The organism is Alicyclobacillus dauci, from assembly GCF_026651605.1.
Taxonomy (GTDB): domain Bacteria; phylum Bacillota; class Bacilli; order Alicyclobacillales; family Alicyclobacillaceae; genus Alicyclobacillus; species Alicyclobacillus dauci.
The window spans coordinates 3146845-3172343 of the sequence record NZ_CP104064.1; the positions used below are offsets into that span (position 1 = coordinate 3146845).

Below are 25499 nucleotides of genomic sequence, written 5' to 3' on the forward strand. Positions count from 1 at the left end.
CAAACTACAATGTTCTTCCAGCTTTCCCGTGTCTGTACCCGTTCATGTAGGGATTTGGTGAAAGTTGTCGTCCCATGTGTTACCATAACGTGTGATATTGGAGGGGATGACGTTGAAGGGTGAACACGATGACATTCTGCTCGGGGCAAACGTTTCCGTGGCCAAAACAGGCCTTCTAGCCGCCGTCGAAGAAACCATATCCTACGGTGCAAACACGTTTATGATTTACACTCGCAGCAATCGCGGCGGGAAAGCGCGACCGATTGAAAACTTCAATCGGGAAAAGGGCCTTGAGCTCATGAAGGAACACGGCATTGTCGATCCGGTCGTCCACCTCTCGTACCTCGTCAACCTGGCCAGTCCAAAAGAGGAAACGAGACAATACGGCATCGACGTCCTTCGTGAAGAAATCGCGCGGGTCGAATACCTCGGCTTTCGCTACATTGTCATGCATCCGGGATCACATGTCGGTGAAGGAGAGGAATTTGCCGTCAAGCAAATTGCCGACGGCCTGAACGAGATCCTGACTGGGGACGAAAAGTTATATATCTGCCTGGAGACCATGGCAGGAGACGGATCGAAAGTCGGCAACAGTTTGGAGCAAATCGCCGACATCATCAGTCGGGTCAAGCATCAGGAGCGTTTGGCGGTCTGCATCGACACATGTCACAACTACAGTTTCGGCTATGACGTCGTGAATGACTTTGACGGATTTTTAGAAGAGTTTGACCGAGTGATCGGCCTCGACAGACTGAAAGTAGCACATATCAACGATTCCAAAAATCCGTTTGATGCGAAAAAGGACAGGCATGCGAACGTCGGTGACGGATCACTCGGTGGAGAAGCCATCAAACGGATCGTTCACCATCCGCAATTGCGTGGCATTCCACAAATTCTCGAGACACCGAGCGGGAAATACAAGGCAGAGATTGATTTTCTATTGGATCGGAACGTAGAGACCAATTGACGAAGGCATGGGCCGTCTACATCGGTTAGGATGACTTCCTATCTCCTGAGTCATCGTGAAGACGTTGAACGGCCCCTCGGCCGATGTGGGCCGGACCGTCATCACGGTTTCGCAACTGACCCTTCATTGCATATTTACCTTTCCCCATTACGCTCCCATATGTTCTCAACCATGCAATGCATGCGAAACCCCAATCATAATTTCTGTGCTTTCTGATACAAATTGCCGATCCAATTCGTCTACATATACGTCTAGACCAAATGGGAGGCAAAAGATGAGTGTGTTGTCGGTTCAAGGCGTAACAAAGAAAATCGGCTCTCGTATGATTGTCGAGGATGTCAACATGTCTATCAACGAAGGAGAGATCTACGGCTTTCTGGGGCCGAACGGTGCCGGAAAAACAACAACGATTCGGATGATCGTTGGACTGATCAAACCAACTAAAGGGACGATTCGAATTGCTGGTTACGACATCCAAAAGGAGCGTTCCAAGGCGCTTTCTCAAGTTGGTACCATTGTCGAAAATCCGGAGACATACGGCTATTTAACGGGTCAGCAAAATCTCATCCACTATGCACGACTCGCTGGAATTCCCACGCACGGAAAACGTATTCGAGAAGTGCTTGACATTGTGGGACTCACAGGTCGCGAGAACGAGAAAGTTCGCCGCTATTCACTAGGGATGCGTCAACGTTTGGGACTGGCGCAAGCGCTTTTGGCTCGCCCTCAACTATTAGTGCTGGATGAGCCCACGAACGGGTTAGATCCGGCCGGGATGCGTGAATTCCGTGGTTTAATGCAACAACTTGCCGATACAGGCATGGCCGTATTCGTATCGAGCCATTTGCTTAGTGAGTTAGAGCAGATCTGTCACCGTGTTGCGATCATTAAATCCGGCCGAATCATTGCAGAAGAAAAGATGTCCGACATCACTGAGGGGTCCGTTCGCAGTGTTTCCGTCCGTGTCAACAGCGCGATCGCAGCGGAGAAAGCACTGCTCGATGCAAAACTGACCGCTCAAGTGGTAGCTGACAATCTTTTGTCTGTACAGATTGAGCCCGATGCTGTACCACATATGGTTCGGACGCTGGTTTCGTCCAACGTCGATATCTTCTCTATCGAACCCGTCAAAGAGTCGCTAGAAAATACCTTCTTGGATCTTACTGACGGCCTTCAGATCAATCCATCAACCCGCGAAATTGCTCCCGGAGGTGACACACATGCGTGAATTGTGGGCTGTCATCGCGAACGAATGGATGAAGTTGCTTCGCAGGCGGAGATTTTATATCACAGGGCTGTTGAGTCTGCTGATCCTTGCTATCTATGGAATGAGCGAGTATCACAGCCATCAAAACTACGTAAAATATTCGAATTTCAATCACAACCAACAAATGCAGATTTCAAGTATTGAACAACAAATTACGCAGGTCAAACAGTCGAATGATCCACACAAAAGTGACATGATCGCCAACCTACGTCAGCAGCTCAGCCAAATTCAGGAAACGCTCAAACAGAACGCGGAACTACAAGGGCCAAACTGGCGACATGCCGTGCAAAAAGAGATCGATACGGACAAGCAAAACATCGCGTCTATCGAGAAGCAACCAACAACGTCAGACATAGCAAAGATGCGAAATCAATCTGAAATTGCCGGTCAGCACGCAGAGATCGCGAAGTTGCAATACAATCTCGATCACAATGTCAAGCCGCTGCCAAACGGGACTTCCAATCCCTATTCGGAGACGATCAATTTCTTCTCCATCGCATCTATGATTTTCTTTCCCATGGTCATGGTGATTCTCGTGTCCGACATGATTGCTGGCGAGTCCACTTCGGGGACGATTAAATTGTTACTCGTGCGTCCCGTCTCGCGGGCCAAAATACTTCTCGGGAAATGGATCGTCAGTATTGCTTCGGGGGCTCTATGGACGATTCTGCTCTGTGCAGCCATTCAGGCCATCAGCATGGCCGTGTGGGGCGCGACTGGATCGGCCCAACCCATCTTAACCGGGGTGTCATATAGTTTCGCAAACGTCATTGACACATCGAGTGCGACGAACGGAGCGATGCCGCAAATCATCCCCATCGCCCACTATGATCACGCAGTCATCTTACCTGAATGGACGTTCTTTGTGTACGCAAGTCTGTTGATGGTTCTAGCAATGGTTGTCGTCGCGACCATCACGTTTCTCTTCTCCACCCTATTCAGGTCGGCCATGGCGAGTACGGCCACGGCGATGGGCATTGTCGTGATCGGATTTGTCATCACCAAGATGGCTAGTCACGCTTCCTGGCTCCGCTGGGTATTTGCCACCCACTTGGATTTGGCACAGAATTGGACTGGTGGGTTGTCTTTGGAAATCAAGCAGAATATCACGTTGGACATGGGCATTCTGGTGCTGTGCATTTGGGGTGTCGTCTCACTGTGCGTGTCGCTGTTCGTTTTTGCAAAACGAGACATTTTGAACGCCTGAGGATACATCCCAAGTGTCCAATTCGGGGCTATCCCGCATTCCGTCGCGGGATGCGGGATAGCCCCATCACCTTTTCGAAAAGGCCTACAGACCTACGTGCACTTTTTATCCTGCCACATGACGTTTCCGTTACACAGCATCCGTTTCAGCTGACTCCCGCATTCCAGCGACGGCCTGGTTGCACGCGGACAAGGCTGCTTTGGCTACGGCCAGAACCGTATCTGTGTCCGTCTCCGTTCCCTGGTACTCCACACCGTCCACCATAATGGAGACAACAGCCTGTGCATGGGCCGTCTCATCTGACGAGAGGGAGTACATCTCGAGGTCACGGAAGTCAAATTCCATCGGCATCGCTTGTCGCAAACAGTGAACGATGGCTTCCACCGATCCTGCACTGGTACCGGCATAACTGCGTTCGGTGCCAGTGCGGTTATCGCGGATCGTGATGGACGCAACCTTGGCCCGATGGTTGTTGGTAACCACCTGCAGGTCAATCAGCGTGTACGGGACGACAGGCGATCTCGCCTGGTTACTGACAAGCCCCATAATTTCCTCGTCCGATACGAATTTTTGCCCGTCAGCTAAAATCTTGAACTCGCCAAACAGGTCATCCATCTGCCTATCGCTCAATGTCAAGCCGTATTGCATGACGCGATGCTTTAACGCGTGTCGACCCGAGTGTTTTCCCAAGACGATCATGCTCCGCGGTATACCCAATTGTTCCGGGTCCATGATTTCGTATGTGTTTCGGTTCTTCAGTAGACCATCCTGATGGATTCCAGACTCGTGTTGAAACGCATTCCGCCCGACAATCGGTTTGTTATGGGCTATCGGGAAATTCATCCCCCGACTGACCAGGCGGGAGGTATCATATATTTGGTCGAGTTGAATGCCGGTCTCGAACCCGAGGGCATCTTTGCGCGTTTCGATGGCCATCACCAACTCTTCCAAGGAACAGTTTCCCGTGCGCTCACCCACGCCATTGATGGTGAGTTCTACTTGGGTGGCTCCATTTTGAATGGCAGCCAGACTATTGGCAACTGCTAAGCCCAAATCGTTATGGCAATGTGCGCTGTACTCAACGCGATCGCCCCCGCGGACCGATTCTCGAACTGTCCGAAAGAGTCGCCCAAATTCTTCTGGGAGGGCATAGCCCACGGTGTCTGGTAAATTGATGATGGTCGCGCCTTCCTCGATGACCGCCTCCACTATTTTGAACAAAAATTCCTCACCCGTACGTGTGGCGTCCATCGGGGAAAACTCGATTTGGTCAACAAACTGCTTCGCATAGGCCACCATCTCGCGCGCCATGCGAACCACTTCATCTTGAGTCTTGCGCAACTGAAAGTCCAAATGGATCTGGGAAGATGAAACAAACAAATGCAACCGCCGACGTTCTGCATCCTGTGTCGCACGAATGGCCGCATCGATATCACCCTTCAGTGTTCGTGCGAAACCGCAAATTTCCACCCCGCTGACAGTACGGGAAATCGTCTGCACGGCAGCAAAGTCGCCTGGGCTTGATGCGGGAAAGCCGGGTTCGATGACGTCCACGCCCAATTTTGCGAGTTGCTCGGCAATCTGTACTTTTTCATGCGGGTATAGCGAACATCCCGGCGCTTGCTCTCCGTCTCGTAGTGTTGTGTCAAAAATTCTGATTCTCCTCATGTCTGAATCCCTCCATTATGATGTCTAGTTATAAAAAAAGCAGGTCAATCGCCCTCAAGGGACGATCGACCTGCTGTCGAACGCGGTACCACCCTCGTTGGTTTGACATGTCAAACCCAACTCCGTACAACATAACGTGTATGTTGCGACCCAAATAACGTCGGTCAAACGTCGGGACTTACTTAGCCATCAAACTGTTCTGCCCCACCACTTAGGGATGAGTCGCGATATGAAGCTTCACTGTGTCGCACCAACCCACAGTTCTCTTTGCAAGCTCTACCATGTCGCTTGTTCCCATCATCGCGTTTCGATATAGAAGAATGTCCAGAAAATAAAAATAGACCACCGCCTCCAAAGAGACGACTGGTCATCACCAACCGCGTTACCACTCTTGTTGACCCGAAATACCGGATCCACCTCTGCCGCAAGAATCTTGCGAGACCAGTTAACGATGGTCAATCGTCTAGGCATACAAATGTTCTGCCTAACCGCTCCTGGGCGAGGTTCAAAGATTCACCTGCTGCGTTGCACCAACCCGCAGCTCTCTGACAAGTGATGGTCCTTGACACTCCCATTCACTGCGTTCCTTATAACAAACAACTGAAACTTTTATGTTTTCAGACTAACACGACTCCGCACACTGGTCAACAGTGTTGAGAGCACGCTGTGTCCACAGCATGAATGCCCGTCGACGCGATGACAAGGGGTGCACAAGAAGATTCCCGTTAGAGATACCCCTTCTGCGCAAGTTTATCGATGTGCTTTTCCATCTCCTGTTGCATGTCGACCCCATACAAATCTTCAATCACAAACATCATCGATGTCGCGGTTTGAGCGACGTCCAGCAGTTCGGATACAATGGCTCGAACGACCTGATCTTGTTCCATGCGTTCTCGCTCACCGGACAGCCCCCGAAACTTTCCGATGACTTGAGCTAGCTCTCCCACTTCTTCTGTAATTTTGAGCATGGTGGATTCGAGAGTAGGTGTTAGGCCGGATAATCGAGGTAATGAGATCGTTTTGCGTTCCATATTTCCCCTCATTCACGTATCAATTTTCCGTATTTTATCGCAGTGTTCGCTGCTTGTCACCTGGATACGAGGCGTCATGAGAAAGGAAGTCTGTTTAGACATCGCGAACTCGCCCGGGAAGGGTGTTACGTGGAGACTTTCGAACATCCACATAAACCTGCGTTCCCATTTGGTGGTGTACCAACTACTGTCAACGCGCCAGAAACCTTAAGGAATAGATTGACCGACGTAAGCACTTAGGCTTACATTCACCGTCTATCCAACTGTGATGAACCGATCCTATTCAAAAGGTATCATGTGCCCTTGATCGCTAAACTTAATGAATTGGGGTTCACCACACACTTGACAGTGTGTACGGCTTTTTACAAAAGGTATGAGACTCTCTGACACCCATATGTGTTCTAACGATAAGGTGTTTCTGATCCAAACCATTTTGATTTCTTCGAGCCGAATCCGATTGCACGTTTTCATTGCGACTACAATAGCTTCCTTGTCGTTATTCATAACCAAGGGAATATTACATGAGGACGGTACTGTTGAAGTGATACCATTGGCATAAGTAACGGGAAAATCAATACTGTTCACTAGGTGCTTGGTTGTAACGTCCGCTAAGCCGATGCCTGATGCGTTCCCATGCGTCTCATTTGTTAAATTCAATGCTACAATGCGTTGAATAGTTGGTGCAATAAATCCTTGGTCCACCATGGAACCTGACCTTCCAGTAATATTCGGGTCCATGCCCGCGCCACTGATGTTCTTTCCGATTTCCTGGACAATTAGTACGTCCAAATCGTCAAAATACAATCTTGGCATACGAGACTTAGCGATATCAAGTAAGATAGGCTCTCGCTCGAGAAACTGACTCGCCTCAACGGCTTCGATGAACGCCGTCTGGTCATAAGCATTTTCGATTACGGCCAATCCAAATGCGACAGGGACCTTGTTAAGGATTACCTTTGCGGCCTCCGGAATTACATGATGAAATTCTTCAAACCCTTCTTTGTGTAATCTGGATGCCCCTGCATGTTTCCCTAGGCCTATCGCTAGCATTTTGCATAGACCGCTCTCGATCGGCCCTTTAAAGTCCGTATGCGGTTTCACCCTCGCAACGATAATTACAAGATCTGATTCGCAACAAATTTTGTCGAACAGAACTGGAACACCGCTACTGGTGTTTCCAATGTGAATGACGTCCATTGAAGAATGAATTGGAACTCCCATTGATTGTTGTGAGATTCCATGTGACTTCAAATATTTTGCTTGACCTTCCGCTGTTGCTCCTCCGTGGCTCCCCATCGCTGGAACAATAAATGGTTTGGCACCGAGATTTTGTAATTCGTCAATTAGACACCGAACGATTAGACCCAGGTTCGCAATTCCTCTACTCCCGACGCCGACAGCGATTCGCATACCCGGCTTTATCTTTACTCTAATCCCCTTTTTTTGAACTTCGTCTCTAATTTTAGCTTGAATGTCATCAATCATGGTAGAATCAAATACCTGTCTAACTTTTATAAATTGAGGGATCAAAGTGTCGTATCCCCCATCGATTGGTACAGATCCCCCAGTAACTTTTAGATACATACCGGCTTCCTCCTATGAGCTTGCGATAAAACATACTGCATAATTAGACAGACGAAAGTCTTCCTGTATCTGTAATTCATTTTCCGATGGTGACGTAATGGTCTCCTTGGGGATATATCATATAAACTACCAGTGGAGGACAGCAGAATCTCTGTTCGGAAGTTACCCGTTCCAGGCCAGGAATCTATTGGTGTCCGATTACGTCCTTGATAATTCCCAGCCTCATTTCCACAAGCCCCTCTGGTAACTCAAGTTTTAAGAGCCCTTTTTATCCACGGAGTTCCAACTCAATTATCGCATTTCGCAGCATTGATTCCGTAATACTCATAGGCATGAAGTTCATGCTGGCATCTGACAGTGAGTTTGCAATTGCCTGTGTGAACAATGTTTCTTGAATCTGGGACAAGTCAATCCCCATGTCCGATAGTTTTCCCGGTAAATGGCATTTTTTATAGAAGGATAATAGTTCAGCAAGTTCGTCATCTTTGCGTTCAAGTACAAGCTGGACAGCAACCCCGTAAGCTACCTTCTCACCATGAAGTATGCCTTTCGTTTGAGGGAGGATGGTGAGGCCATTGTGTATGGCGTGTCCCGCTGCGGCACGACATGCCTCACCACCCAGTCCCCCGACCATTCCTGCAACTAAGAAGATAGTATCAACGACCTCCTGAAGAGCAGGAGATGGTCTCCATTCCCCTAAGTCCATAATTGCCTGTTCTGTATTCTGGAACAATGTAGTCTTACAAAGTCTAGCCATTTGTAAAGCTGCTATTGTAGGAACATTATGATAATTGTTCCTTGTAGAAGACGCACTAGATTCATACCACTTCGCTAACGTATCCCCTACACCGGAAAGAAAGTAGTTTAATGGTGACTTGGCGACAACCTGAGTGTCTACTAATGTAACCAGGCTATTTTTTGGCCAAACTTGAGACTCCAAAAACACCCCATCCGTCGTATAAATGACAGACACCGGGGTAACGGGGGAGCACGTGGACGCAAGTGTGGGGACCGCGATAAAGGGCAAGTCAACCTTAGCCGCAACAGCCTTCGCTGTATCAAGTACCTTGCCCCCTCCTACACCAATAACGAGTTCCGTAGGTGTCTTTACAGTCGCACACAATCTCCCGACTTCTTCATAACTACACTGGCCCCGGTACCTTTCAATACAAAACGCAATTCCGTTATCTGTTAAGCTATTAGTAAACTGAGGCTCCACTGCATTCCATGACTCCTCTCCAGTAACGATCAAAACGTCTTTACCAAACCTCCCAATATGTTCTCCTGCTTTGTTTAGCAGTCCCGGCTGATGTAAATAGAGATTCGGCGTTCCTTGCACAATATCAACAGACATTCATTTACACCTCTCATATATGATCTGGGTTACCGCGTTCACCCATTTCACGGTTTAAAATGTCAAATAGTTTGCATACCTAGATAAGCATTCTTAATCTGTTCATCTGCCAATAACTCCTCCGACGTCCCGTGTGACGTGACGATTCCTGATTCCATCACGTAAGCACGATTCGCTAGCATGAGAGCCATCCTTGCATTTTGCTCAATTAAAAGAATGGTAGTGCCTGATAGGTTAACTTGACCAAGCTTCTCAAACACCTGATCGACTAACATCGGTGCTAATCCAAGGGACGGTTCATCAAGAAGTAACAGACGAGGGCGACTCATCAGTGCACGACCTATCGCGAGCATCTGCTGCTCACCGCCACTTAACCCAACCGCCAATTTTCTTGCGTATCTCTTAAGCGATGGAAACAGCTCATACGTTTCTTCAATGCCTTCTCGTATATACGAGCGAGACCTACCATATGCACCCATTTCCAGATTTTGAGTCACTGTTAACGCGGGAAAAATGCGTCGATTCTCAGGAACAAGTGCAATCCCTAGGCCTACCAACTTTCTCGTTTCATAGGTAAGTAAGGATTGACCGTTAAACGTGATGTCTCCCCCCGAAGGGTACACCAGCCGGCAAATTGCTCGTAAAACAGTACTTTTTCCGGCTCCATTGGATCCAAGCAAGGTCACAACCTCACCAGGGTAAACGTCTAAAGTAACATTACGAACCGCTGTAATGTCCCCGTACTGTACTGCCAACTGATTAATCTCCAACAACGGCACATTATGCATGAGTTGTGAGTCTCCCCTCTCTAACACCTAGATATGCCGTGATCACCTCTGGATTGTTTTGAATTTCTTGCGGTGACCCGACAGCTAAGAGCCTACCAAAGTTAAGAACAGTAATTTTGTTAGCCAGGGTCATGACGACTCGCATTTCGTGTTCAACCAAAAGGATTGTGATCCCCTGCTGGTTGATTTTTCGAATCAATACCATAAGCTGTTCCGTTTCCACTGGATTCAGCCCGGCATGCGGTTCATCTAAAAGCAAAACCCTAGGTTCAAGACACAAGGCCCGTGCAATCTCAAGTAGACGTCTCTGTCCCTGCGGTAAACTAGCAGCAGGTATATCAGCCACGTGTTCTAAACCGACCAAATTGAGTTTCTCCCGGGCAATTTGTTCACTCTGCTTGTCGAATTCCCACAATTTGGACGGGTGCAATGCGACGATGAGCTGCTCAATGACAGTCATTGAGCCAAATAATCGCGGATGTTGAAAAGTGCGACTAAGCCCCCTCCGGACAATCTGGAACGGACGTAATCCTTGAATGGGTTCCCCATCAAACACTACACTTCCGGCGGTCGCACGATAGACACCACTAATGATGTTAAAAAGTGTTGTCTTTCCAGAGCCGTTTGGGCCAATAACTGCATGAATAGAACCTTCGTCCACGGCAAAACTGACGTCATCGAGCGCGATGACACCCGCGAAACGCTTAATTAGATGCTCAATTTGAATGATGCTCATACGCGGTGCCCTCCCTTGAGGCTTTTAAGTTCTCGGGATTTCTTCGAAATAGGCGTTTGAGGTGTCTGGCCCAAACAACTGCCCCAAGTCCTTTCAACCCCTCAGGGGCCACCACGATCATAATAATGACTACTAACCCAAACACGGCCATATATGAATCCTTGAGAAACCGTAACCACTCCGGTATGAAGGTAAACAGTAGGGCACCAATTACTGGGCCAGCGGTGCTACCCAGGCCACCCACGACGATCATGACAAGGTAGTTAAATGTGGTACTCCAAGCAAAAACGTCCGGACTGATGTATCCGAGTAGCCCAGCGTAGAGTACTCCTGCTAAGCCCGCAAACATTGCCGAAACGGTAAAAAGCATGATTTTCATTAGGCTAACGTTGATTCCCACCATACTGGCAGCCGTTTCGTCATCGCGAAATGCTCTCGTTCTCATCCCGATCGGGCTTTTGGAGAATATTATGGAAAGAATTACGGTTAAGAACGCAACTGCTAACAATAGGACAAACATTCGTCCGTCCGTATTTAATTGCAGTGAACCAATTGAAAATGGTGGAATGCCAGTTAGCCCATTGGCTCCTCCGGTAATATGCTCCAGATTCGTCATTAATTCTCCCATTATTACTCCAAAGCCAAGTGTCGCTAATGCTAAATAATGACCCTTAAGCTTCAATGCTGGCCATCCTAAGGCGAGCCCAACGATACCGGTTATGATTACAGCAAAAACGGCATCTAAAAGCATGGGACTATGGTGAAGGACGAGAATAGAATACGTATAGCTACCAATACCAAAAAACGCCGACTGAGCCATGGAAATTTGTCCACCAAATCCTACAATAAAATTCAGGCCGACAGCCAACATAATATTGATCAAAGCGACATTTAATACGTGGACATAGTAGACATCCAGGACTTGGGCCAGAAACAATAGGACAGTGTATGCAATAATCAGAGTTATTGAAACAACAGCTATTCTTCGCTTCATTGTTTTCACGGCCTCTCCATGATTGGTTCACCAAAAATCCCTTGTGGTCGGAAAATTAGGAACGCGATCAACAGTCCAAAGGAAATCACATCGACGTATTGAGAGGAAATAAAGTAAGATCCGAAGGCTTCTAAAACACCAAGAATAAGCCCTCCTACAAGGGCCCCCTGAACATTACCAAACCCCCCGATAATACAGGCTGCAAACGCCTTCAATGCAACCAGACTCCCCATATCGGCTGATACATAGAACAATGGGGCCATCAAAACCCCAGCAATTCCCGCTAGTACAAACGCATACGCAAAAATGATGGAAATGATCGTCTTAGTATTAACCCCCATGAGACGTGCCACTTCTCCATCCTGAGCAGTAGCTTGCATTGCACGCCCAACTTGCGTACGGCGAAACATAAATACCTGTAATCCCATTAGAATTAATAGGGCAGCAAGAATACTGATATATTGACCTGAGAATGCGGCGCGTCCGACGTGCAACGTAACAGCTTTGAACGGACTAGGGTCTATTAAGGGTTCTGGTCCCCATATCAAAACTGCGATGTTCTTCAGAAACAGTGATAAACCGATAGTCGCTACAATTGCAGACAATTGTGATGACTTTCGCAACGGATGATACATCCATCGCGCAATGAATATTCCGAATATTGCCATAAAAATCATAACCATGAGTAAATTAAGAACCCATGGTAAATGTAAAGACATAGCCAACCAACCTGCACTAACGTACGCAGCAATCATGACTAATTCACCCTGCGCAAAATTAACAATCCCAACAGCGTTCCATATCAAGGTGAACCCTAATGCAATCAGGGCATAGATTGCCCCCATTGCCAGACCAGAAATGATGAGTTGAAGGCTCATTGGCTTCCCCCACTTTAAATAGAATGCGGTTGCAAAAGGGGAAGGGTACGGTCCCATCCCCTCACTTTTTTAACCTAGATTATGACCCACTAACCTTCTTAATTACCACGGGTTGACCGTTCTGTACCTGTGTAATTAAGCCGGCATGAACCATGTCCCCGCCGGAGCTATAACTGTAATTCGTAATGACGCCCTGGTAATTTTTAATGTTCTCAAGTGCCTTTTGAATTGATGGTGCATCGACTTTACTGGAGTGTTGTAACGCATCTATTAGTATATTCATTGCGTCGTAATAGGCCGTCGCATACAATTCAGGTTTTGTGTGATAGACACTATTAAACTTTGATTCCCAGGCCTGAATCCGTGGGTCGGGATTGTTTTGCGTAAAGTCAGTAATAGCATATGCCCCATTAGAAGCACTGCCTGCCAGATTTAGAAATGGTGGTTGGCTAAACGAGGTTGAGCCGATCAGCTTAAAATTCGCGCCAAGTTGCTTCATCTGCTGGGCTAAGAGACCGCTAGGTTGATCGTCTGTCCAGACGATAACGCCATCTACTTTTGCCTTTTCAAAACTTAATATCTGAGATGTGAAGTCTTTCGTAGAGTCATCGTGTGTTTGAATATCAACTGGGGTAATCCCGTCTGCAGCAAGGGCTTGTTTGACTGCTTGAATCCCACTCTGTCCGAAGGACGTGTTGACGTAATCTAATCCCACACGTTTTAAATGAAGATCATTTACTGCGTACTGTACAAGTAATTTTGCCCCGATGGAATCATTTAACCTAATACGAAAAATCCACGGATTGCCTTGTGCAGTGATCACCGGCCCGGTGGCTCCGGTCAGTGCAGGCACTTTGTACTTGCTGAACAAAGATTCAGCTGGAAGCATGGCTGGGGAAAAGTGTGGCCCAATAACTGCAACAACGTTGTCTTGCGTAACCAGTTTTGTCACGGCATTCGAGGCAACCGTAGGATTGGGTCCTTGGTCATCCTCAAAGAATAACTTGATCTGCCTACCGCCGATACCACCTTTAGCATTCACGTCATTAACGGCCAGTTGTATACCCTGTTTCATGTACTTACCATCCTGAGCGAACTGTCCTGTCAAAGGAGCCGAAACACCAATATTAATCTCTTTTGAAGACTGGTTAGTACCACAGCCGGCAATTGAACCGAGACACACGGCACCCACTAGACCAAGCAAGCACTTTCTGGCCTTTTTCATTTTCCTACCTCCAAAATTGAAAATTGTAGATGAGCAACACCCCTAGATACAGTGCAAAATATTAATGGTATTTGTTCCACGAAGAAATCATATATAGTGTGATCTATAATAGACAATTAAGAACAAGAACTATTGGATTGCAGAAACTGCAAACCCTGCTTCAACTAACCTATCTCGAATCACTAACCTCTTCTCTTGACGTGGTTGCAGAATTGGGCTGCGTGCTGGGCCCACTTTACGCCCCATTAACTCAATTGCTGTTTTTGCGAGGTAGGGCATATCAGGTCCTTCTATTGAACGCCATACCGGAAGTAATCGGTCGTGAAGCGTCTTGGCTCCGGTATGGTCACCAGCTTGCACCTTATTCCAAAGGTCGATGGTGGCCTCAGGTACGACAGCTAACATACACGAAATAGCACCATCGACTCCCAGGCAGAACGCAGGATAGAGCAGGTCATCAATTCCAGTAACAATTGTGACTCTATCATGAAGCTGGTACATCATGTCCGCTACCTTGTGCATGTCTCCACCACTTTGCTTAACGCCGGCAACCCAGGGAACACCGTTCACAATTTCCGTCATTGCATGAACGTCAATCGGTACCCACGGGACTACGTTGTAAATGAGGATCGGCAGCTTTGCCGCTTCCCCAATCCGTTGGAAGTGCTGAATCAATCCTGCCGTGGTTGGAGTCCACAGATAGTGTGGAGGCGTGACCTGCAAGGAACTTACTCCGGCCTCTTTTGCGGCTTTAGACTTGCTTACTGCCTCAGCCGTAGAATCTGCAATAATACCGCCGATAACAGGAACTCTATCCTTTACTTGTTCCACTACCGTTTTACATAGTGTGTATACTTCTTCTTCCGAAAATCCCGCTCCCTCACCCGTGCTACCACCGATACATATTCCATGGACACCTGCTTGAACAAGGTACTCGGTTTCTTCTCGAATTGCCTTTATATCCAATTCCTCAGTGTCCCACGTAAAGGGGGTTACCATTGGAGGGATAATTCCATGAATGTCTAATTTCATACTGTTTCACCTCTTAAGAATATTTTGATTTGAATGCACGAAGACGAAGTAGTAATAAACAGGCTCCATCGGCCTTCACATACTCTGCTATGTCAGTACTGCATTCACACGGACTCGCAACTACTGTCCAACACTCCTGCGCATGCGAGTGCATTTCGAATCGTTTCCTTTTCGACTTCTGTTGGCTCATGGCCAGGGCTTCTGGTGATTCCAGCGGTTCTTCCCAATTGGCGAATCGCTTCTTTGATCTTCCCCGGGAAGTTCACGCCCGAAATCGCCTGAACAACTGGCAGAATTCGTCGGTGAAGTTCTTCTGCAGCTTCATAGTCCTTCCGAAGAAACGCTTGCCATTGCTGCACTACAAGCTCCGGAATGATAGCCGATGGAGCCACAATTGATCCTTGAGCTCCAACCATATACGTTGGAAATAGCAAGTCGTCGACAGCACTCATGATTACGATACGATCTCCACACTTTTGAACCATTTCGGCCAACTTGTGGATATCACCGCCACTCTGTTTAATGGCTACAACTTGAGGAATATTGGACAGTTTGTTTAGCAACTCAGGAGATATCACGTTATGTGGAATAACATTATAGATGACAATCGGTAACCCAATGTCTTTGCCGATTCTGCGGTAAAACTCGTAATTGCCATCATCACCCGGCGCCAAAACGTGGTAGTGTACCGGCGTCACCATCAATGCTTTTACACCGGTTTTTACTACCGCGTTAGCAGTTCGTAATGCGTCACGTGTGCAATTACGGATAATGCCAGCAATTACTGGAACCTTTCCCCCTACTTCTGCAATTGCTAATACACACAAACGGCTCAACTCTTCGTCGGATAAAATGGCACCCTCACCAGTAGACCCTCCAACGCTGATACCATCAACACCAGCCGCAACTAGGTAGCGCACTTGCTCTACAAAAGCAGTTTCATCCACTTCTTCTCTTTCATCAAAAGGTGTCACTGCGGTAGCAATAATTCCCTTCAACCAGGAAGTATCCAAAGCTAAGTCCCCCTCTCAAAACCTAAGGCAATGTACGCAAAGTGTGGTAGACCATGTAGCAGAACCAGGCACCGCCATCTATCTCGCCGACGGCTCTCTCTCCAACCCAACTTGCGCGGCCCGTTTTTGGTGTCAGATTTCTCGTCCCCTCAGCACCTTTCAGAGCAGCTTCAGCCGCAAACTCAAGCGCTAGTTTCGCAGAACTCCCCGTCACTACCGCATCTCGGTAAGCCTCAAATGCTGGGACGAGCGCATCTAACACAGTACGGTCACCGACGTCTGCCTCACCTCTTTTCATGATTTCATCAATCATCACCTCTTGGATTTTCACGAACGTTTGAGTAGTCGGCAAAGCCCCATCCTGTAATGATCGGCCCGCGGCTGAAAGAGCAAATGCAATCAGCACACCCATGGTCGATGGCGCTTTTCTGCGAACTAAGCTTCCGCTTTCAATCAGCCATTTTTTTATATCGCTGTGCTCCTGTGCAGCCTGGTGAACAGCCTCCATAACAAGTTCGACGGTAACGCCTAGATCGCCATCGCCTTGAGCACCGTCAAGTCGATTAAATTCGTCCTTCGAGGCCCGAACCATCTCTAACATGGTTGTTGTTAGTGCTAGCAAAAAATCTCACCCTTTTTCGGCATGGAGTACACTACCACTGCTTGATGAAAGGCGTATGCACAGGAGTTTCAAGATATCTCTTCATGGTGTCATCCAATTTGAGAACCGATATAGAAAACCCAGCCATCTCTAAAGAGGTTGCGTATTCTCCAACAAACGGCTTGAATATATTGATCCGCTTTTGGCTGAACCAATCGTGCACTTCTTTGTAAGCAACGTACAATTCTTCTAATGGAGTACTACCGGTACCATTTACAAGAACAGACACATCATCTCCGGATACCAAATCCAAATCCCTCGTCAAATGTGTTAGTAGTAGAGACACGAGTTCATTGGCTGTACCAATTTTCGCCCTCGCTATTCCCGGTTCTCCGTGAATACCGATTCCAATTTCTAGCTCATCCTCGGCAATTTCAAATGTTGTTTTCCCGGAGGCTGGTATCGTACATGGAGAAAATCCGATACCCATCGTACGGACATTCAATGCCGCCTGCTCTGCAGCTTTTTTCACCTCCTTTAAAGGAGCACCAGATTCAGCACAAGCACCCGCGATTTTATAAACAAAGAAAACCCCGCCTACACCCCGACGTTTACTCATCTGATCGATTGGAGCTGATGCTACATCGTCTGTAACACGAACCGTCTCAACCTCGATACCTTCATCCCGCGCCAATTCAGCAGCGAGATCGAAATTCATCTTGTCGCCAAAGTAATTTCCGTATAAATACAGAACTCCAGCTCCACCATGAATGGCTTTGGTAACCGCTAACATTGCGTCTGCACTCGGTGAACTAAACACATTCCCAACACATACTCCATCGGCCAATCCCTGACCCACATACCCCAAAAACACCGGTAAGTGCCCATAACCGCCGCCGGTCGCAATAGCAACCTTACCTCTAACTGGTGCGTCAGATCTAACAATTACTCTTAGGTCGTCATCACAACGCAGCAAATCTGAATGTGCTAACACAACGCCTTGTAACGATTCATCTACGAAATTAGATGGGTCATTTAAGATTTTTTTCATTCAGAACCCCCACGTAAAGAAGTATCAATTAGGCTACCTTCTGTCTCTGCGGTCTCTAGCAAACCGCGTTTCGATATGAGAAGATGTTGAATCATGTTTTCCTTCGCCGCCTCCGGGTTCCTCTCGCGAATAAACCGAAGGATTTCGTCATGTTGACTTACGGCTTTCATCGCCTCCTTTGGAATAGAAAACACCTTTTTACGATAGTCCGTTAGCATTTTTTTGATGACGTTATTGAGATTCTGAAGCAGGGGATTTTGAGAAGATTCAAATATCAAATCATGAAATGCTTCGTCACCTAAGGCGATTTTTATAACGTTATTTTCCATAATAAAGTCAACGAACTGTTCGTGGCACTTTTCCAATCGTTCAAGTTGCTCTTCTGTCACTCTTTCCGCTGCCAAAAATGCTGCCATCGGTTCAAGAGCAATTCTGGTCTCCAGTAAATGAAAAATTTCAGGTTGATACTGGTTGTACCAAGACATGAATTGGGCGGCATTGTAATTCTCTTGAGAGACAACATAGGAACCTTTCATTGGTCGGATTTCAATGACTCCTTCCGTTTCCAGGAGGAGTAGTGCCTCACGGACAGATGAACGGCCAACCATCAGGATCTTGGATAAGTCTCGTTCATTTGGAAGCTTTCCATCAGAACCGACTTCCCCTTTTTTGATAAAATCTTTAATTCGCTCTGCAGCAATCTTTGCAACCGATTCTTTTTGTGTCAACGTATATTCTCCCTCAATCAACTGGTCTGACCACTGTAAGGTTTTCTTTATTATATGCCTACAAAAATCCGATTATCAACAATTATTTATGCTTGATTTTGAATGTATGCGATTTCATAATGGTTTATAGTCAGACCACAGAACGCGATGGCAGGCGGGTTTATGACAACGACGTTTGTGGGTTTGCCTTTAACATTTAATCTAAGGGAGTGACTCGAATGGGAAATATATCACCTCAGAATGACTCTGCTTTAATCAGTAGGTCTGTCCGCCCGAGATCTAACATTCGCTGGATTGTCGTTGTCATCCTCACGCTACTGTCAATAGTCAATTATTTGGATCGTGGTAATCTCTCAGTAGCAGCCCCTCTTATCATGAAGGATCTCCACATGAATCCCGCGGCAATGGGTGTCATTCTCTCCTCCTTTGTCTGGCCGTACGCTATCATGAATTTACCGTCGGGATGGGCTGTAGACCGTTTTGGAACCAAACTCATTATGTCCATCGCAGTCGGTTTCTGGTCAGTTGTGGCTGTATCTACCGGGTTCATGAGATCAATGGGCAGCTTTATCCTTACCCGTGTGCTGCTCGGAGTCGGTGAGTCGGCCATGTTTCCTGCGGCTATTAAGGCAACGAACGCGTGGTTTCCAAAACACGAAAAGGGCTTTGCAACTAGTATATTTATTGCGGGAACCCAGGTCGGGCTTGCCGTCTCACCCCCATTATCAACTGCTCTTATGCTAGCGTTTGGGTGGCCGTCCATGTTTATCATTATCGGCTCCATTGGGTTCTTGGTATTGATTGGATGGATCATCTTATACAAAGACCCGACAAAGAATAAGTGGCTGAGTAAAGAGGAATTTCGATACATTCGGTCAGTTGTTGACGACACCGCATTCTCCCTACGAGCCAAGCCTCAGACTAAAATCACCCTTGTACAATGGATCAAGTTGTTTGGGCAAGTGTCCACATGGGCCATGATTATCGGCGACTTTGCACTTCAATACTTATTCTGGTTCTATATTTCTTGGTTACCCACATACCTTGAAAAGTCAGAACATTTATCCATTTCAAAAACCGGTATCTACGCATCGCTTCCTTTCGTAGCCGGGACTCTGGGTGTTCTAATTGGAGGGAAGTTGTCAGACTGGTTTATCTCAAAAGGTATGACGAGACTTAACGGCAGAAGATACACCATATCCCTTGGAGCCATCTTGACGGCTGTAGCATTACTCATTACAGCATTCGTGCATTCCCACGGACTGGCCATTACGTTACTTACCGTTGGAATGTTCACATATAGCCTGTGTTCTGCACCAATCTGGACTCTCGCCACCGACGTCGTAGAATCTGATGCATACGTGGCTTCCATTGGCAGCATACAAAATTTCGGAGGCTTTCTAGGCGGAGCATTCGCGCCTGTTGTCACAGGCATATTGGTTGCATCATTCGGAGGCTTCACGATCGCCCTGGTAGTTACCGGTATTTTAGCAATCATTTCTGCTGTGATGTACGCATTAGTCCTGAAGCGGCCAATTGGAGTTTGAACGGGAATAGCATTACCAACCAAAATCCTATCCCATACAAAAAGGCTGATGGCACTATCATCCCATTGCCATCAGCCTTTTGTCTTTGTCATAGTGACGAGACTTTCGTGAATGACTGATTAAAAGTGGTATTTGTACATAATTGATACAGGTTTGTTTCAGTATTGGTTGTTTGTTCAAAGGGATTTAGGCGTTTTTTATAAACTAACAAATAAACCACCGTAATGCCTTGGTGGTGTTACTCATACAATACAACAATTTCTAGTGTGAACATTTGTGCGAGAAAAGCCCGGCCCCCAATAGGGTGTACCGGGCTCAATGTAAACTCATTACGCTTGATACTTTTCTGCCTCAATGACACGATCCGCAATGCGCCGATTGATAGCCACCACGTTTACTGGTGTCACACGGGTGAGCTTTTTCAACATCGACAATTGCGTGCGGAGCATATCCCCTTCGGCCACGCTCGCCAACAACGTCTTGGCAGTCTGCTCGACTTGAGCGAATGCCGTTTCAGCAAACGAGACGGTCATGTCAATTTTATTCTGTGCATCCTGACCGTTTGCCAAGGCCTTTTTCGTGCGGAGCAAGGCGCTTTCCAACACATAAATGTTGATGGCGATATCAGCCAAGGCCGCGAGTGCTTCCTGCTCGTCCTTCAGCTTCATTTGGTAAGTCTGAACTGCTACACCACCGGCAAAGAGGAAGATCTTCTTCATCATATCGAGCATGTACGTCTCACGTTCCAGGGTGTCGAACTCGCCTGATGGCGGCATCAGACTCATGAGTTCCTCCTGCAAGCCTTGCGCTTTTTGCAGGAGTGGCAATTCACCCTTCATCGCTTTGCGCAGCAAGGTATTCGGAATGAGCATGCGGTTGATTTCGTTTGTTCCTTCGAAAATCCGGTTGATGCGAGAGTCGCGGTACATGCGCTCCATGCCGTATTCTGCAATGAACCCAGCCCCACCGTGGATTTGTACCCCTTCGTCCACAATCGTGTCGAGCGCTTCCGACGCGAACACCTTGAGAACGGAGCATTCGAGGGCGTACTCAGCGATGGCGTCCGCTACTGCCTTGCCGTTGTTCGTGTCAACCGATTCCAGTTGGGCGTCAATGTCACCAGTCGCGCGGTAAGCCGCACTCTCTGTCACATAGGTCAGGGTGTTCATCAGTGCCAGCTTCTGCTTGATGAGGCCGAAGTTCGTGATCGCCGTTCCGAACTGCTTGCGGCTGTTTCCGTATTTCACGGAATGCTCTAGTGCACCCTTCATACCACCCACGGAACCGACAGCTAATTTGTAGCGGCCGATGTTGAGAATGTTGAAAGCAATGACGTGCCCGCGACCTTTTTCGCCAAGGAGGTTTTCCACTGGAACCTTTGCGTCTTCGAGAATCAATTGGCGCGTCGACGATGCCTTGATGCCCATTTTCTTCTCTTCCACACCGGTTGATACACCTTCGTAGCCTTTTTCCACGATGAACGCGGAGAAATGCTCACCGTCGATCTTCGCGTAAACGACAAACACGTCAGCAAACGCTGAGTTCGTGATGAACTGTTTTGTACCGTTCAAAATCCAGTACTTGCCGTCAGCGGACAGCGTGGCAGTCGTTTTTGCACCCAGTGCGTCCGAACCGGAACCTGGTTCGGTCAGCGCATAGGCCGCGATCCACTCGCCGCTCGCGAGCTTGGGCAAGTATTTCTGCTTCTGCTCCTCGTTGCCAAAAAAGACGATGGGGAGCGATCCGATCCCGACGTGTGCGCCGTGACTGAGCGCAAACGAACCACCGCGAGTGAGTGTTTCCGAGATGAGCGCGCTCGTCACCTTGTCAGCGCCGAGACCGTCGTATGCTTCTGGAACATCCGCTGCCAGCAGGCCCAAGTCCCCTGCTTTGTGCAGCAACTCGACCGTGAGATCCCAGTTCTGGTGCTCCAACTCTTCTTGGTGCGGCAGAACTTCGTTTTCCACAAACGATCTCGTCGTGTCCACAATCATCTGATGCTCACGCGTAAAGTCTTCCGGAGTGAAGACCTGCTGTGCATCTGTGTCCTCGATCAAATAGAATGCACCACGTGCTGGTTTACGTGTTGTATCAGTACCCATCTGTCATTCCTCCCATTTTCTGAAGACCATCATTCTCTCACTGGTTTATGCAAGGCACTCGAACACACCGGCAGCACCCATGCCGCCGCCAATACACATCGTGACGAGGCCGTACTTCAGTTTGGAGCGCATCATTTCGTGAATCAGGCTGACCGTGAGGCGGGAACCTGTGCAGCCCAGCGGGTGGCCAAGTGCGATGGCGCCGCCGTTCACGTTGACCTTCGACTCATCCAACTCAAGTCCGCGTATGACTTGGATGGCTTGGGAGGCGAAGGCTTCGTTCAGTTCGACGAGATCGATATCGGATAGGGACAAGCCAGCCACCTTTAAGGCCTTGGGTACGGCGGCGATAGGGCCGACGCCCATGATGTCGGGATCGACACCCGCGACAGCAAAGCCGCGGAATGCCGCCAGGGGCTTTAGGCCTAACTCGTTGGCACGTTCCGCAGACATGAGGAGAACGGCAGCAGCACCGTCACTCGTTTGCGAAGCGTTGCCCGCCGTCACCGTGCCGTTCAGTTGGAATGCCGGGCGCAATTGGGCGAGGCGATCCAACGTCGTCTCCCTTCGCACACCTTCGTCGGTGTCAAACATCACCGTGCGTGTGACGACTTTATTGTTTTCGTCGATGTGAACCTGCTCGACGGGCACGGGAACGATTTCCTCTTTGAACTTCCCGCCGTCAATGGCCGCTGCTGCTCGCTCGTGGCTGCGGACAGCAAACCGATCCTGATCTTCACGGCTGACACCGAACCGCTTAGCAACCTGTTCCGCCGTGTGACCCATGCTCATATAGGTTGCCGGCAGCCGGTCCACGAGGGTGGGGTTCGGTGACAAGTTGTAACCGGTCATGGGGACCATGCTCATGCTCTCAACGCCACCGGCGACAACGACATCAGCCATGCCTGACATAATCTGTTGAGCCGCAATGGCGATGGATTGGAGTCCAGAACTGCAGAACCGGTTGACGGTCACGCCCGGGACGGTCGTGGGCAACCCTGCACGCAGGGCGATAATACGACCGACATTCATACCTTGTTCAGCTTCGGGCATCGCACAGCCGATGACGACGTCCTCAATTTCCTCTTTGCTGACGCCTGGTGCCCGTTCGAGTACGGCGTCGAGGACGAGGGCACCGAGATCATCTGGGCGAGTTTGACGAAGACTGCCCCGTCCCGATTTGCCAATCGGCGTGCGAGCACACGAGACAATGACTGCTTCTTTCACGAGACTTCCTCCTTTATCTCAAACTGTGCATGCATTAGTTGCGCAGTGGCTTGCCTTTCGCCAGCATGTGTTGCATCCGCTGCTGGGACTTTGGCTCGGCGACGAGGCTCAAGAATGCCTCGCGCTCCAAATCCAGCAAGTAATCCTCAGTGACTTCCGTCCCGCGTGGAACGTCGCCGCCGGTCAAAATTCGAATGAGATGATTCGCGATCTTTGCATCGTGCTCCGAAATGTATCCGCCCTGGATCATGCCTTGGACCCCGGCCTTCAACATGGCAGCACCGTCCCGTCCAACGACCTTCACGGTTTTCGGCTGACGCGGTAAATAGCCACTGCGGGCAAGCGACAATGCGACTTGCTTTGCGTCGTAAAGTTGATAGTCACGGTTGACGCTGATGCCGTCCGTCTCGCGCAAGTAGCCAAGGCGTTTGGCGTCTTTCGCACTGGTCGAAACTTTCGCCATGGCGACAGTTTCAAATGCTCGACGAACATAATCGTCTGGACGGATATCCACGCCGCTCGGGACGTGTTCCATGGCTCGCAGCAGCATTTCTTTCGTGCCGCCCCCGCCAGGAATCAATCCGACACCGACTTCCACAAGCCCGATATATGTCTCCGCGTATGCCTGTACTCGATCCGCCGGAAAACAAAGCTCCGCACCACCACCCAGAGCCATGCTGTGCGGTGCTGAGACCACAGGTTTCGGCAGATACTTGATGGCCATCCCAGCACGATGGAACTGCCGAACGGTCAAATCGATGTCGTCCCAGTTCTCGTCCTGTGCTTCCATCAACATCATCATGAGGTTGGCACCAACACAGAAGTTTTTCGCCTCGTTGTAGATGACAAGGCCTTCCCAGTTCTGTGCTACTTCCTTCGCCGCGTAATCCATCATGGCGACGACATCTGCACCAATGGCCTGATTTGGCGAGTGCATTTCCAGACAGACGATGCCGTCACCAATGTCGATGAGGCTAGCGCCGCTGTTCTTGTGAATGACGCCATTCTTCGCCTTGATGTCCGCCAGGGAGAGCTTTTCGATCGGTTTCTCCACCGTACGGTAGTCGGCGTTTCCGACATAGAACCGTATTTGACCGGGTTCAGCCTGTTCGTAGAACGTCTTTTTACCAGATGCCAAAAGTTGCTCCACAAACGCTGGAATGACAGCGCCTTCTTCGCGCATACGGGCAACGGACTTTTCGACGCCGATGGCGTCCCACGTCTCATACGGACCGAGTTGCCAGTTAAAGCCCCACTTCATCGCCTCATCAACGGCCACGATATCGTCGGCGATTTCCGTTTGACGATCCGCCGTGTAAAGCAACACATCTTTGAGAATCTCCCAAACAAATTGCGATGCTTTGTCCTTTCCATAGACGAGCGCACGCAATTTCTCGGGCAGAGTCTTTGCGTTTTTCGCAGCCTCAAGCGAAGCCGAAGCGACTTTCCGACGAGGGCGGTAAGTTAACGTCTCCAAGTCGAGCGCGAGGATTTCTTTGCCTGTTTCTGTACGCTCCCGCTTGAAAAATCCCTGTCCCGTCTTTTCACCCAGCCAGCGGTTCTCCACCATTTTTTCGAGGTACTTTGGAATGGTAAAGCGTTCTTTCTCGGCCTCATTAGTAACCGACTGTTGAACGTTCTTCGCCACGTGAACGAACGTGTCGAGACCAACAACGTCCAGTGTGCGGAATGTCGCACTCTTAGGCCGACCCATCACTGGCCCTGTCAGTGCATCCACTTCATCCACGCCGTAGCCGAACTTCTCCATGACATGAAGTGTTGCAATAAGACCATAAGTACCAATTCGGTTGGCAATGAAGTTTGGCGTGTCTTTGGCGATTACGATCCCCTTGCCCAGACGACGCTCACCAAAGTAACGAATGTCTTCGATCAATGCAGGGTCCGTGTCCGGCCCCGGAATGATTTCAAGCAGTTTCATGTAGCGAGGGGGATTGAAAAAGTGCGTGCCAAGAAACCGTTTTCTAAAGGACGGTTCCAATCCCTCAACCATTGCCGTCAAAGAGATACCTGACGTGTTGGTGGATACGACTGCATGCGGTGGCAGAACAGCGGCGAGTCTTTGCAGAACCTCGCGCTTGATGTCGAGTCGTTCAACGACTGCCTCAATGACCCAATCGCAGTCCTTAAGGAGCGAAAGATCATCTTCCATATTCCCAATCGTGATGAGCGCTTCATCCGCCAAGTCATAAAAAGCAGCGGGTTTCGCTTTTTTCGCCGCTGCAAGTCCCCGGGCAGCAAATCGGTTCCGAACCGACTTGTCGGACAGTGTGAGTCCTTTCGCTTCTTCTTCAGGGGTAAGTGCGCTCGGTACAATGTCCAAGAGCAGTACCGGGATGCCGACATTCGCCAAGTGGGCCGCAATTTGTGCACCCATGACGCCCGCGCCCAAGACTGCGGCTTTGCGTACATTTAAGCTCACGATGACAATCCTCCTTGGTCTACCGAGTATTGACCGACCAGTCGGTAGATTCCCTGTTA

The 25499-nt window shown here is 48.8% G+C and carries 21 protein-coding genes and 1 other annotated feature; of the genes, 4 read left to right on the forward strand and 17 right to left on the reverse strand.

Translation table 11 applies throughout. The features are described 5' to 3' along the window. Positions 1-112: 112 nt before the first annotated feature. From NZD86_RS15975 to NZD86_RS15985, 3 genes are all read left to right on the forward strand, one after another. The gene (locus NZD86_RS15975) at positions 113-967 is read left to right on the forward strand and encodes a deoxyribonuclease IV (protein ID WP_407655178.1); all 855 of its coding nucleotides are present in this window, start codon (positions 113-115) and stop codon (positions 965-967) included. 274 nt (positions 968-1241) lie between these two features. Next, positions 1242-2195, forward strand: a complete 954-nt coding sequence (locus tag NZD86_RS15980) for an ABC transporter ATP-binding protein (RefSeq protein ID WP_268043043.1) — start codon at positions 1242-1244, stop codon at positions 2193-2195. Beyond that, positions 2188-3441 (forward strand): DUF2705 family protein, encoded by a 1254-nt coding sequence (locus NZD86_RS15985; RefSeq protein ID WP_268043044.1) that lies wholly within the window; start codon positions 2188-2190, stop codon positions 3439-3441. Before NZD86_RS15980 ends, NZD86_RS15985 begins: the two co-directional genes overlap by 8 nt. Positions 3442-3570: 129 nt before the next feature. Here the strand turns inward: NZD86_RS15985 and NZD86_RS15990 are convergent, their stop codons facing one another. The 14 genes from NZD86_RS15990 to NZD86_RS16055 form a co-directional block, all read right to left on the reverse strand. Then, positions 3571-5109 (reverse strand): 2-isopropylmalate synthase, encoded by a 1539-nt coding sequence (locus NZD86_RS15990; protein WP_268043045.1) that lies wholly within the window; start codon positions 5107-5109, stop codon positions 3571-3573. Positions 5110-5461: 352 nt separating this feature from the next. Further along, positions 5462-5697: a binding site (T-box leader), on the reverse strand. Positions 5698-5834: 137 nt separating this feature from the next. Continuing rightward, positions 5835-6140: a MazG-like family protein gene (locus NZD86_RS15995; RefSeq protein WP_268043046.1), complete on the reverse strand. Its 306-nt coding sequence runs from the start codon at positions 6138-6140 to the stop codon at positions 5835-5837. A 279-nt stretch (positions 6141-6419) separates the two neighbouring features. Further along, on the reverse strand, positions 6420-7724 hold the full coding sequence (locus NZD86_RS16000) for a nickel pincer cofactor-dependent isomerase, group 22 (protein ID WP_268043047.1): 1305 nt from the start codon (positions 7722-7724) through the stop codon (positions 6420-6422). 268 nt (positions 7725-7992) lie between these two features. Further along, positions 7993-9078 carry an iron-containing alcohol dehydrogenase family protein gene (locus tag NZD86_RS16005; protein WP_268043048.1) on the reverse strand — a complete coding sequence of 362 codons (1086 nt, stop codon included), beginning with the start codon at positions 9076-9078 and terminating at the stop codon, positions 7993-7995. Positions 9079-9140: 62 nt separating this feature from the next. Next, positions 9141-9851 carry an ABC transporter ATP-binding protein gene (locus NZD86_RS16010; RefSeq protein ID WP_268046900.1) on the reverse strand — a complete coding sequence of 237 codons (711 nt, stop codon included), beginning with the start codon at positions 9849-9851 and terminating at the stop codon, positions 9141-9143. A gap of 7 nt (positions 9852-9858) precedes the next feature. Next, positions 9859-10602, reverse strand: a complete 744-nt coding sequence (locus NZD86_RS16015; protein WP_268043049.1) for an ABC transporter ATP-binding protein — start codon at positions 10600-10602, stop codon at positions 9859-9861. Then, a complete protein-coding gene (locus NZD86_RS16020; RefSeq protein ID WP_268046901.1) occupies positions 10583-11596 on the reverse strand; it encodes a branched-chain amino acid ABC transporter permease in 1014 nt (337 codons plus the stop codon). The genes NZD86_RS16015 and NZD86_RS16020 overlap by 20 nt, the downstream gene beginning before the upstream one ends. Before the next feature lie 5 nt (positions 11597-11601). Further along, positions 11602-12474, reverse strand: a complete 873-nt coding sequence (locus tag NZD86_RS16025) for a branched-chain amino acid ABC transporter permease (RefSeq protein ID WP_268043050.1) — start codon at positions 12472-12474, stop codon at positions 11602-11604. 79 nt (positions 12475-12553) lie between these two features. Continuing rightward, complete coding sequence (locus NZD86_RS16030) at positions 12554-13699, reverse strand: ABC transporter substrate-binding protein (RefSeq protein ID WP_268043051.1); 1146 nt, start codon at positions 13697-13699, stop codon at positions 12554-12556. A gap of 129 nt (positions 13700-13828) precedes the next feature. Continuing rightward, positions 13829-14731: a dihydrodipicolinate synthase family protein gene (locus NZD86_RS16035; protein WP_268043052.1), complete on the reverse strand. Its 903-nt coding sequence runs from the start codon at positions 14729-14731 to the stop codon at positions 13829-13831. A gap of 104 nt (positions 14732-14835) precedes the next feature. Beyond that, positions 14836-15744 (reverse strand): dihydrodipicolinate synthase family protein, encoded by a 909-nt coding sequence (locus NZD86_RS16040; RefSeq protein WP_268043053.1) that lies wholly within the window; start codon positions 15742-15744, stop codon positions 14836-14838. Between the two features lie 22 nt (positions 15745-15766). Then, complete coding sequence (locus tag NZD86_RS16045; protein ID WP_268043054.1) at positions 15767-16345, reverse strand: DAK2 domain-containing protein; 579 nt, start codon at positions 16343-16345, stop codon at positions 15767-15769. A gap of 52 nt (positions 16346-16397) precedes the next feature. Further along, positions 16398-17396 (reverse strand): dihydroxyacetone kinase subunit DhaK, encoded by a 999-nt coding sequence (locus tag NZD86_RS16050; RefSeq protein ID WP_268043055.1) that lies wholly within the window; start codon positions 17394-17396, stop codon positions 16398-16400. After that, a complete protein-coding gene (locus tag NZD86_RS16055; RefSeq protein ID WP_268043056.1) occupies positions 17393-18124 on the reverse strand; it encodes a FadR/GntR family transcriptional regulator in 732 nt (243 codons plus the stop codon). Before NZD86_RS16055 ends, NZD86_RS16050 begins: the two co-directional genes overlap by 4 nt. A gap of 218 nt (positions 18125-18342) precedes the next feature. Between NZD86_RS16055 and NZD86_RS16060 the strand changes: the two genes are divergently transcribed. After that, on the forward strand, positions 18343-19671 hold the full coding sequence (locus tag NZD86_RS16060) for an MFS transporter (RefSeq protein ID WP_268043057.1): 1329 nt from the start codon (positions 18343-18345) through the stop codon (positions 19669-19671). Between the two features lie 329 nt (positions 19672-20000). Here the strand turns inward: NZD86_RS16060 and NZD86_RS16065 are convergent, their stop codons facing one another. The 3 genes from NZD86_RS16065 to NZD86_RS16075 are packed head-to-tail and all read right to left on the reverse strand — an operon-like array spanning position 20001 to position 25440. Then, complete coding sequence (locus tag NZD86_RS16065; RefSeq protein ID WP_268043058.1) at positions 20001-21773, reverse strand: acyl-CoA dehydrogenase family protein; 1773 nt, start codon at positions 21771-21773, stop codon at positions 20001-20003. A gap of 45 nt (positions 21774-21818) precedes the next feature. Further along, a complete protein-coding gene (locus NZD86_RS16070) occupies positions 21819-23000 on the reverse strand; it encodes an acetyl-CoA C-acetyltransferase (protein WP_268043059.1) in 1182 nt (393 codons plus the stop codon). 34 nt (positions 23001-23034) lie between these two features. After that, entirely contained in the window at positions 23035-25440 is a 2406-nt protein-coding gene (locus tag NZD86_RS16075; protein ID WP_268043060.1) for a 3-hydroxyacyl-CoA dehydrogenase/enoyl-CoA hydratase family protein, read from the reverse strand. Positions 25441-25499: the final 59 nt, after the last annotated feature.

Excerpts from the sequence above, each read along its gene's own strand:
- NZD86_RS15980 (WP_268043043.1), top strand. The coding sequence starts at position 1,242 with ATGAGTGTGTTGTCGGTTCAAGGCGTAACAAAGAAAATCGGCTCTCGT.
- NZD86_RS15985 (WP_268043044.1), top strand. The coding sequence starts at position 2,188 with ATGCGTGAATTGTGGGCTGTCATCGCGAACGAATGGATGAAGTTGCTT.
- NZD86_RS15990 (WP_268043045.1), bottom strand. The coding sequence starts at position 5,109 with ATGAGGAGAATCAGAATTTTTGACACAACACTACGAGACGGAGAGCAA.
- NZD86_RS15995 (WP_268043046.1), bottom strand. The coding sequence starts at position 6,140 with ATGGAACGCAAAACGATCTCATTACCTCGATTATCCGGCCTAACACCT.
- NZD86_RS16000 (WP_268043047.1), bottom strand. The coding sequence starts at position 7,724 with ATGTATCTAAAAGTTACTGGGGGATCTGTACCAATCGATGGGGGATAC.
- NZD86_RS16005 (WP_268043048.1), bottom strand. The coding sequence starts at position 9,078 with ATGTCTGTTGATATTGTGCAAGGAACGCCGAATCTCTATTTACATCAG.
- NZD86_RS16015 (WP_268043049.1), bottom strand. The coding sequence starts at position 10,602 with ATGAGCATCATTCAAATTGAGCATCTAATTAAGCGTTTCGCGGGTGTC.
- NZD86_RS16020 (WP_268046901.1), bottom strand. The coding sequence starts at position 11,596 with ATGAAGCGAAGAATAGCTGTTGTTTCAATAACTCTGATTATTGCATAC.
- NZD86_RS16025 (WP_268043050.1), bottom strand. The coding sequence starts at position 12,474 with ATGAGCCTTCAACTCATCATTTCTGGTCTGGCAATGGGGGCAATCTAT.
- NZD86_RS16030 (WP_268043051.1), bottom strand. The coding sequence starts at position 13,699 with ATGAAAAAGGCCAGAAAGTGCTTGCTTGGTCTAGTGGGTGCCGTGTGT.
- NZD86_RS16035 (WP_268043052.1), bottom strand. The coding sequence starts at position 14,731 with ATGAAATTAGACATTCATGGAATTATCCCTCCAATGGTAACCCCCTTT.
- NZD86_RS16045 (WP_268043054.1), bottom strand. The coding sequence starts at position 16,345 with ATGTTAGAGATGGTTCGGGCCTCGAAGGACGAATTTAATCGACTTGAC.
- NZD86_RS16050 (WP_268043055.1), bottom strand. The coding sequence starts at position 17,396 with ATGAAAAAAATCTTAAATGACCCATCTAATTTCGTAGATGAATCGTTA.
- NZD86_RS16060 (WP_268043057.1), top strand. The coding sequence starts at position 18,343 with ATGGGAAATATATCACCTCAGAATGACTCTGCTTTAATCAGTAGGTCT.
- NZD86_RS16065 (WP_268043058.1), bottom strand. The coding sequence starts at position 21,773 with ATGGGTACTGATACAACACGTAAACCAGCACGTGGTGCATTCTATTTG.